The sequence below is a fragment of the Pseudomonas sp. MF6751 genome, assembly GCF_016613265.1.
GTDB classification, from domain to species: domain Bacteria; phylum Pseudomonadota; class Gammaproteobacteria; order Pseudomonadales; family Pseudomonadaceae; genus Aquipseudomonas; species Aquipseudomonas fluorescens_BV.
The window spans coordinates 133140-141886 of sequence record NZ_JAENSV010000014.1 but is presented as its reverse complement, the minus strand read 5'-3'; the positions used below and the strand labels follow the sequence as shown (position 1 = coordinate 141886).

Here is an 8747-nt window from a genome sequence, read left to right as displayed (position 1 = left end):
CGGCGCTTGGGTGAAAGGAGGAGGGGCGAAATCTCCCACGGTCTGTACTGCGTCAACAGTCAGAATCGGGCTTTGTCCCTTCTCCTCCCTTCAAGTCCTAGCATACAAGCGGGCTTGCTCGCGAAGGTGGTGTGTCAGCCACTGAATATTCAACTGAGCCACCGCTTTCGCAGGCAAGCCAGCTCCCACACTGGTCATGCATTGCCCACAAAAAATCAGCGCCTGGCACAGATCCCTGTGGGAGCGGGCTTGCCCGCGAAGGCGGCGTGTCAGTCACTGAATATTCAACTGAGCCACCGCTATCGCAGGCAAGCCAGCTCCCACACTGGTCATGCATTGCCCAAAAAAATCAGCGCCTGGCATAGATCCCTGTGGGAGCGGGCTTGCCCGCGAAGGCGGTGTGTCAGTCACAGAATATTCAACTGAGCCACCGCTATCGCAGGCAAGCCAGCTCCCACACTGGTCATGCATTGCCCACAAAAAATCAGCACCTGGCACAGATCCCTGTGGGAGCGGGCTTGCCCGCGAAGGCGGTGTGTCAGCCACTGAATATTCAACTGAGCCCCCCCTATCGCAGGCAAGCCAGCTCTCACACTGGTCATGCATTGCCCAAAAAAAATCAGCGCCTGGCATAGATCCCTGTGGGAGCGGGCTTGCCCGCGAAGGCGGCGTGTCAGTCACTGAATATTCAACTGAGCCACCGCTATCGCCGGCAAGCCCCCCACAGGTTTTGGGAAGGTGGCTGGAGAAGCTCATTTGATGCGGTAGTGGAAGGTGTTGCGCACTGCCGGTACGGCAACAGCCTTGCCATCGACGATTCTCGGCTGGTAGCGAAAAGTATTGGCCGCCGCCAATGAGGGCCTGATGAACAACGGGTGACAGCCGTCCAATACCTTGGGGTTTTCCACGTGCCCCTGGGTGTTGACGGTGTACTCCACCGAGCAGTCGCCTTCGATGTTCTTGTCCAGGGCGCGTTCGGGGTAGTCGGGGGCGGCCTTGCTCAAGGGTTGGTACTGGCGGCTATCGAATGCAGGGGTAGACGCAGGCACGGCGGCTCGGGCTTTTTCCGAAGCGGCACGCGCCTGACTCAGACGTTGCTGTTCCAACTCCCGATTGCGCTGCTCGGTCGCCATGCGCTGCTGTTGTTGCTCGAGTTTCTTTTCTTCAACCCGCTTGCGCGCCAGCGCGGCTTTCTCGAGCTTTTGCGCCTGGACCTGCGGATCAACCGTCGGCCTGGTCGGTACCGGGATGACAACAGGTTCTGCCAGCGCGGCAGCTACGGGCTCGGGTGTCGGCACAGGCGCCGGCGCCGGAGCGGGTAAAACCACCAACTGCGTGTGCATCACCCGCGGCGCATCCACCCCTGGTCGCTCCGTCGACCAGCACAGCATCAACGCCACTGCCACCGCACCATGCAGCGCCACGGCCAGACTCGCTGCCAGGCTTTTACGCCATAAACCATCGCCGTTGGGCGCCAAGGCCAGTGCCGGACTGTGCAGGATCATCGCCGTCATTGCGGGGCCTCGGTGACGAGCCCAAGATTGCTGACGCCGCCCTTCTGCAGCACCGCCATGGCCGCCACTACACGGCCATAACCTGCATTGTCGTCAGCGCGGATATACACCTGGGTATCGCTGCGCGCCGCCACCACCTGCATGACCTTGGCGCTCATTTCTTCCAGGGTCACCGCGCTGTCGGTCTGCTGGCGCGTATCCAGCTCGCCACCCAGGTTCCAGTAGTAGCCACCGTCCGCCTTCACCGATAACGTCAGGATCTGCTGGCGCGTATCGGTGGCCAGCGCCTCGGCGGCGACCTTGGGCAGTTCGATCTTTACGCCCTGGGTGAGCATGGGCGCAGTGACCATGAAGATCACCAGCAGCACCAGCATCACGTCGATGTAGGGCACCACATTCATCTCGGCCTTGGGCCCGTGCTTGCGTTGCGGCCTGATCAACATCGCTTTGCTCCTTGTTCAGGCGGCCACGGCCAGGTTGATCGAGGTACCGCGCAGCATCCGGTGCAGGTGCACTTGCAGTTCATTGCCGAAAGCGTAGTAGCGCGTGAGCAAGGTCTGGCTGCGGGCCGCGAAACGGTTATAGGCGATCACTGCCGGAATCGCCGCAAACAGGCCAATGGCCGTGGCAATCAAGGCTTCTGCAATACCCGGTGCCACGGTCGATAGCGTGGCCTGTTGCACCTGCGACAAGCCGAGGAACGAGTTCATGATGCCCCACACAGTCCCGAACAGGCCGATATAGGGGCTGACCGACCCCACCGTCGCCAGAAACTGCAGGCCCTTTTCCAGCTCCAGCTCCTGCTCGGTAATCGCTACCTGCAAGGCGCGCTCCACACCCTCGAGCACTGCCGGATCGTGGTGGTGCAGATGCTGGTATTCCTGCATGCCGGCAATAAAGATCGGCGCCACACCGCCCTCGCCCGCCTGCACGGTGTCGCGATACAAGGGTTGCAGGTCCGACACGACGCGAAAGCGCGCCAGGAAGCCGTTGAGCTGCCGTTCCAGACCACGCAGCACACTGCTGCGCTGAATGATCAGGTACCAGCTGAGCAAGGAAGCCAGCAGCAAAGTGACCATCACAGCCTTGACCAACAGGCTGGCGTCGCTGATCAAACTCCAGATCGTCATATGTTCCATCGTCGCGTGCATGGTAAAGCTCCTATTCGATTAAAAACGGATGACTGCGTGATGACAGCTCAGGGTAATTTCAACGCGCGGCTCACCTCGGCCCAGGGCACGAACTTGAAGTTCTGGGCTTGCTCAGGCATGCGCTTGCGCCCGTCCTGCACCACCAGCATGCCCTGGCTCCATGGCCCGCCGAGGTTGACGGCAGTGACCTCCAGGCCATCGGTTTCCGAGGCGCCATCAATGCCGGCGGCCGCATTGAGGCCAACGCGCAAGGCGCCGTGCACAGCGAATGGCGGCTCGGCGTCCAGCACCAGGTAGCTGTCATTGCCTTGGCTGGAGATCACCAGGTAATCCCGTGCGGGGCTTTGATACAGCGCCAGGCCTTCGACATCTGCGTGCAGTTGCGGGCCGACTTTGATCACCGAAGTGAGCGTGGCCGGTTGGTCGGCACGGGCATCCATCGCCCACACGCCGACATCTTCCTCACCGATAAACAAGCGTTGGCGCTGGTCATCAGCCACACAGCCCTCGGGTTGGCTGTCGACCTTGAACTGGCGCACCACCTCGCCCTGCACACGGCCAGCCGGCGCACTCAGGCGGTATTGCAGGAAGGTGCCATCCTTGTCATTGGCGAACGCGTAGAGTTCACCGCTGGCGGGCTGGTACAGGCAGATGCCGTAGATGTCCTTGAGTGGCGTGGGGACCTCACCGGCTTCAAGCAACTCGCCGCTCTGGCGGTCGATGCTGAACAGGCTCAGGCTATTGCGGTCGCGATTACTCGCCACGGCCAGGTCGACGGTGTGCGTACCGAGTTTGAAGCCAGGGCGTATGTCGACATTGTTCAGGCGCCCCACTGCCAGCTCCTGCAACAGCTTGCCGTCGAGATCGTAGGCCAGCAGGCCCTGTTTCTTGTTGGTCCCCAGCACGCGACTTTTGGCCGGCGTTTCAGGGTGAATCCAGATGGCCGGGTCATCCGCCGCGTCACCTTGACGACCCACGGGTTCGGTCTGGCGCAGTGCGGCGACTTGCGCAAGTATCGGCGCAACCGGCACCGGCGTGGCTTGCCAGTCAAGGCGGCCCTGATAGAGCTGGCCGCTGTCGTCATCCCGCACCAGCACCTGCCGGCCCTGTATCACCAACTGCTCCGGTTCCTTGAGGCCCGGCAAGGCCAGGCTGGACTGCCCCACCCAACGTTCCCCGACTTGCTGAAACAGCTGCAACTGCGCGGTTTTCGGGTCCAGCGCGAGCATCCCGCCCGGCACCAGGGCCATGGCGCCTGCTTCGCGCTGGGGATCGTCGAACAGCGCCACGGGCGTGCGCTTCACCTCGGCTTCCGGGTGCGCCGGGTAGGCCCACCAGCCGACGTTTTGCTCGTTCACCACCAATCGCTCGGCCGCATCATCCACTTGGCAGTATTGCGCCGATGGCGGCAGTGGCAGGCTGCGAACACGCTGCGCCTGGGCCAACAGCGTCGAACCATTGCCCACCAGCCACTGCTCGCCCTTGCCCTCTTCACCGACCAGAAACACAAACAGGTTGGCCGCCGAATCGCGATAGAGGCACAGGCTATTTACCGCGAAGTCGCGGGTCGGCAGGTACAGCGGCGTACCCCAGGTTTTGCCGGCGCCATCGAGACCGATCAGCAAGGCCTGCTGGCGGTCGTTATCGAGGCTTGCGATCAGCGATTGAGTGCCGGCAGCGCGGGTGTCGAGGCTGCTGAAACGGCCTTTGAAGCGGGCCAGTTCGGCGCCTTTATCGTCGACCAGCAGCAGGCCGTCGCGGGCACTGGCGGCAACGCGCTGGGTGCCGCCGGGCAGGAAGGCAACGGCTTGGGCGTTCAGGCTGGGTGCCCAAGGGGTCAACGGTAGGTCGGTGGCGAACGCATTGGCGCTGCTAACCAGTACGACCAGCAGGCACAGCTTGGAAATTCTCATGAACAAACAAATCCTTCAGCAAGCACGCGTTATCGTTAGAAATGAGTGAAGGTCAGGCCCAACTTGTAGGTGGGGCCGTACTCTTCGTACTGGCCGTTGTAGCTACGGTGGCCGGTGTAGACGAAGTACGACTCGTCGGTGAGGTTCTGTGCCTCGAAGCTGACCTGCAGGTTCTTGGTCAGTGAGTAGCGCGCACTGAAATCAACGAAGGTTTGCGCGTCGACGTGCAGGTCATGGGCCTTGTCATTGATCGACGCCAACTCATACAAATAGGCCGATTTGTAATTGGCCGACAGGCGCAGGCTGAGGGTGTCGTCTTCCCAACCGAGCATCAGGTTGCCGACCGTGTCCGACTGGTTGGGCAGGCTGATGTTGCGCTTGCGATTGCGCCCGCTGGCACTGTCGAAACCCTCGATGTCTGCGCTGGAACGGCTGAAGGTGCTGTTGGCACCGATCATCAGGCCGTTCCATGGCGCAGGCAGCCAGTCGAACTTCTGTGAGTAGGCCAGTTCCAGGCCATACAGTTTGGCGCTGTCGCCGTTGGCAAAGGTGTGCGCCTCGGCGAAGTTGGCCCAGGCACCGGTACCAGCCACGTCGGTGTTGTAGACGAAATTCTGGATGTCTTTGTAGAACACGAAGGCCGACACGGTACCGGCACGGCCCATGAAATGCTCGATGCCCAGGTCCAGGTTGCTTGATTCCAGAGGCTTGAGGTCCGGGTTGCCGAACGTGGCCTCGTCATCGTCGATCACAAAACCCGGGGCCAGTTGGCCAAAGGTCGGACGCACCACCGATTTGGTCCAGGCGGCGCGCACCTGGGTGTTCTTGTCAATCTGGTAGCGTGCGTGCAGGCCCGGCAGCCAATGGTGATAACGGCGCTTGGTCTCGGTGGCGCTGAACTGGCCGTCCGTGGCACCGGTGCCCTTGGCTTCGAACTCGGTACCCTCGTAACGCATACCGGCGATGAAGCGCCAGTCGTCAATATCGACGGTGTTCATCAGGTAGCCGGCATTGATGTCTTCGCGGATGGTGAAGTCATTGACAGTGGATTCGGTCGGGTCATAGAAGTCATCGCGATTGAGGCCGCCGATCAACTGGCGGATATTGCCCGCGCTGATGCCTGGGCCAAAGCGGCCGAGGCGGTAGTCGACGTTGCCCTTCTGGAACTGCGTGAGGTTGAGTTGTTCATCGCTAAAGCCCTGTTCATCCAGGTCCTTGTAGACCCAGGCCTCCAGGTCATTGTCCTTGTGGCGCCGGCTGACCTTGCCGCCGAACTTGAACTGGGATGCGTAACCGCTGAGGTCATAGTCGCGGGCAAGGTCCAGGCGCAGGTTCTTCTCGGTGTCCTGGGTGTGCTGTTTTTCCCAGTCGACTTTGTCGAGGCTGAAATTGGCCGGGTCGTAGAAACCGCTACCAACGATCGGGCGCGGCTTGGCCTTGTCGTAGAAGCCGCTGTCAGCAAAGTCACCGCCGTCGAAGGTCGCACCGGCAATATGCCCCGGGCTGTCTTCGCTGGAACGGCTGTAACCGGCCTGGCCGCTCAAGGTCCACAGGCCGAGCATGCGTTCACCGCCCACTACGTAGGACTGGATTTGCTGGGTTTCCTCGCGGTTCTTGAGCTTGCGCTTACCCTCGGCGTCGCCCAATTGGCCAGGCGCTTGCGGGTCAGCGAACTCGAGGCTGGCAGCGTTGCGGGTTTCGGTGTCCTTGTAGCGACTGTAGAGGGTGCGCAGGTAGTAGCTGCTCAGGTCATCGGGCTTGTAATCGAAGTTAAGGCCACCACCGGCGCGTTCACGGCTGATGTCGTAGTCGCGCTGCTCGAATTCGTTGAGCCGGGCGCCGTTAGTGAAGTCCCAGGCGCCGCCGGTTTCAACGTTGTCCGAGCCGAAATCACGCTTCTGCCAACTGAGGGCCGCGGCCACGCCAAAGTTGTCGATACCGTCGCCGAGGCTGAACCGGTTACTGGCGGCGCCGGAGAATTTCGGGCTGGTCTGGTGCGTGTTCTTGTCGTAGCTGGCCTCGGTGCTGCCGGTGTAGAACAGGCCCTTGTGGTCGAACGCCGAAAGGCTTTTCACATCGACGGTGCCGCCGAGGGAGTTGGCGTCCATGTCCGGTGTGAGCGTCTTGATCACCGACAGCGACTGCACCAATTCCGAAGGCAGAACATCGAGGGCCACGGCGCGGCGCTCGCTCTCGGGCGAGGGCACCAGGGTGCCGTTGATGGTCACGCTGTTGAGGTCCGGGCCCAGGCCACGCACGCTGACAAAGCGGCCTTCGCCCTGGTCACGTTCAACGCTGATGCCCGGCAAGCGCTGCACCGCCTCGGCAACGTTCTCATCCGGCAACTGGGCGACGCCGTCGGCATGCACCACGCTCTTGATACTGTCGGAAGAGCGCTGCTCCTTGAGGGCGCTGTCGATCGCAGCGGCTTGGCCGACCACATCGACATGCTCGGTGGCCGCTTCCGCGGCGTTGAGCCGCTCGCAGGCTATCGCCAGAGCCAAGGCGGTAAGCGTAAAGCTGACGAGCCCGGTGCGCTTGTACATGAAACCCTCCCCAAGAATCCGTTGACGCCAGGCAAGGGGCCCGGCAACTGGGAGGGCACGCTAGGGATGGGGCGTGACGGTTCTGTGACAGGGTTGCAGGCAGAGCCTGTCAAAGCGGGGTTTACAGGCTGCTGGAGCGTGTAAATGAGCTGAAATGACCTCGGGAGAGCAAGCAGGCTTGCCTGCGATAGCGGCCGGAAAGCCGATGCTTATCTCTCTGACACCCCGCAGTCCTAATGTGGGAGCTGGCTTGCCTGCGAAGACGGCAGTTCAATCGACAGAGAAGTCGAATGTGCCGCCCAGGTAACCACGATGCGAAGCGAGGTGCCGAGTGGTGGGGCAAGAGCCTTTTGCTTACTTTTGGCTGGGCCGGCATTCCGGCTCTTTTCAAAAGTGAGCCGCTGTAAAAGCGGAACCCTAAGTGGCCGTTACCGCAGGAATGGATATCTACACAATCCAACTGTGTCGCCTGTCAGGCCGCCTTCGCGAGCAAGCCCGCTCCCACAATTGGATCGTGGGATGTCAGGTAGAGAAGTGTCGGCTGTGAGGGCGCCATCGCAGGCAAGCCAGCTCCCACATGGGTTCCATGTTCAGCTGAAAAATGTGCGAGGCCATGAGCTGATTCGACCCTCCCCGCCCGTCATCCAACCGTCACATCCATCTGCTGTGCTGGCGCCCATTACTCATTTGCCCAAGGACCCGTGGCCATGTTTTCCGTGCTCAAACCCCACCGCTGGAAACTCGCGTTGCTCCTGATCGCCGCCAACCTCGGGCTGCTCCTGCACCTGGCCTGCGGCGAGCTCAAGAGCGTCAGCGAATGGGTATGGCTGGATATCGTCGGCGAAGGCGGTTCGGCGCTGCTCGCGCTGATCTGGTTGGGCCTGGTGTTGAAAAGCCGCCCGGCCGGACGGGTCACCCAATACCTGGCGCTGGGGCTGTCGTGCATCTTTTTTTCCTGGTGGATCGACAGCCTCGACGAATTCATCCGCCTGCCTGACAGCGTGTCCTGGGATCACTGGCTGGAGTCAGGACCAATGCCGGTGGGCATGATCCTGCTGACGATTGGCATTTATCACTGGCACCACGAACAACTGGCGATCAGCGCGCAGATGGAAAAACGCGAGCGGTTGTTTCGCGAGCACCGACTATTCGACAAACTCACGCCCCTGGCCGGCGCCGACTACCTCAAGCGCCAACTCGCCGACAGCCTGCGCGACAGCCAAGCGCAGCAACAACCACTGTCGTTGCTGGCCCTGGACCTGGATAACTTCGCCACCATCAACCAGGTCTACGGGCATGCCGAGGGCGATGCGGTGCTACAGGCGGTCAGCCATGTGCTGCTGCTCAACCTGCGCCGCCAGGACCTGTTGTGCCGCCTGGCGGGCGATCGTTTTGTGGTGCTGCTGCCCAACACCGGCGAGCGCCAGGCCCAGGGCCTGGCGCTGGAGTTGCAACACGCGGTGCAGAGCCTCGCCCACAAGACCCGGCAACAGGGCGAACGCCTGCAACTGACGGCGACCACGGCGGTGGTGATGGCCTTGCAAGAGTCACCCCACGAGCTGCTCAAGCGGCTGAATATGGGCCTGGCCCGGGCCAAGCACCCCCTTGCGAAAAGTGCCTGAA

General features: G+C 61.8%; 6 protein-coding genes. 1 reads left to right on the top strand and 5 read right to left on the bottom strand.

The window, feature by feature from the left end; genetic code table 11:
- Nucleotides 1-752: 752 nt before the first annotated feature.
- Genes JJD66_RS14255 through JJD66_RS14235 form a run of 5 tightly spaced genes read right to left on the bottom strand, consistent with a single transcriptional unit; the run spans nucleotide 753 to nucleotide 7124 of the window.
- Nucleotides 753-1514, bottom strand: coding sequence for an energy transducer TonB (locus JJD66_RS14255; RefSeq protein ID WP_200648426.1), 762 nt, complete (start codon nucleotides 1512-1514; stop codon nucleotides 753-755).
- Nucleotides 1511-1957 (bottom strand): protein TolR, encoded by a 447-nt coding sequence (gene tolR, locus JJD66_RS14250; protein WP_034127399.1) that lies wholly within the window; start codon nucleotides 1955-1957, stop codon nucleotides 1511-1513. Before tolR ends, JJD66_RS14255 begins: the two co-directional genes overlap by 4 nt.
- A gap of 15 nt (nucleotides 1958-1972) precedes the next feature.
- Nucleotides 1973-2665, bottom strand: coding sequence for a protein TolQ (gene tolQ, locus JJD66_RS14245; protein ID WP_200648425.1), 693 nt, complete (start codon nucleotides 2663-2665; stop codon nucleotides 1973-1975).
- 47 nt (nucleotides 2666-2712) lie between these two features.
- Nucleotides 2713-4578 (bottom strand): phytase, encoded by a 1866-nt coding sequence (locus JJD66_RS14240; RefSeq protein ID WP_200648424.1) that lies wholly within the window; start codon nucleotides 4576-4578, stop codon nucleotides 2713-2715.
- A gap of 35 nt (nucleotides 4579-4613) precedes the next feature.
- Nucleotides 4614-7124 carry a TonB-dependent receptor gene (locus JJD66_RS14235; protein ID WP_200648423.1) on the bottom strand — a complete coding sequence of 837 codons (2511 nt, stop codon included), beginning with the start codon at nucleotides 7122-7124 and terminating at the stop codon, nucleotides 4614-4616.
- A gap of 707 nt (nucleotides 7125-7831) precedes the next feature.
- Between JJD66_RS14235 and JJD66_RS14230 the strand changes: the two genes are divergently transcribed.
- Nucleotides 7832-8746, top strand: a complete 915-nt coding sequence (locus JJD66_RS14230; protein WP_200648422.1) for a GGDEF domain-containing protein — start codon at nucleotides 7832-7834, stop codon at nucleotides 8744-8746.
- Nucleotide 8747: the final 1 nt, after the last annotated feature.

Bases quoted from the DNA above. Each gene is read 5' to 3' on its own strand.
- JJD66_RS14255 (WP_200648426.1), bottom strand. From the start codon at position 1,514: ATGACGGCGATGATCCTGCACAGTCCGGCACTGGCCTTGGCGCCCAAC.
- tolR (WP_034127399.1), bottom strand. From the start codon at position 1,957: ATGTTGATCAGGCCGCAACGCAAGCACGGGCCCAAGGCCGAGATGAAT.
- tolQ (WP_200648425.1), bottom strand. From the start codon at position 2,665: ATGCACGCGACGATGGAACATATGACGATCTGGAGTTTGATCAGCGAC.
- JJD66_RS14240 (WP_200648424.1), bottom strand. From the start codon at position 4,578: ATGAGAATTTCCAAGCTGTGCCTGCTGGTCGTACTGGTTAGCAGCGCC.
- JJD66_RS14235 (WP_200648423.1), bottom strand. From the start codon at position 7,124: ATGTACAAGCGCACCGGGCTCGTCAGCTTTACGCTTACCGCCTTGGCT.
- JJD66_RS14230 (WP_200648422.1), top strand. From the start codon at position 7,832: ATGTTTTCCGTGCTCAAACCCCACCGCTGGAAACTCGCGTTGCTCCTG.